We start from the raw sequence: 306 nt of genomic DNA, 5'->3' as shown, positions 1-306 counted from the left end.
GGGCTTCCCGCTTTGCGGGGGTGGGGGCGGGTGCGGGGGGGTGGTGGGTGGGGGTGTGGTTGGGTGGGGTGTGTGTTTAGTTGTTGGCGGAGGGTTGTTTGGGGTGGGGGCTTTGGTTTTCTTATTTCATGTGGTCGCCGCCCCGGCGTCCGTGCGCGTCGAGGTGCTGGACGCCACCGCACGGGGCGGGCCGGCGCGGATGCCTGATGCCTCGGACACAGTGCGCGTGGGCGGTGGCTTCACCGCCACCGGCCCGCAGGGCGGCGTGCGCTGGCAGTTCGACGCCGCGGGGCGCCTGGAGCACCG

General features: G+C 72.2%; 1 protein-coding gene. It reads left to right on the top strand.

Translation table 11 applies throughout. The features are described from left to right. Positions 1–112: 112 nt before the first annotated feature. The coding region (locus PUR53_RS00840) for a hypothetical protein (protein WP_329907035.1) at positions 113–306 on the top strand (194 nt) is incomplete at its 3' end.

Source organism: Streptomyces sp. SP18BB07 (assembly GCF_036322545.1).
In the GTDB taxonomy this organism is placed as follows: Bacteria; Actinomycetota; Actinomycetes; order Streptomycetales; family Streptomycetaceae; genus Streptomyces; species Streptomyces deccanensis.
The sequence above is the reverse complement of the archived record's forward strand: the minus strand, read 5'-3'. Positions and strand labels throughout refer to the sequence as shown.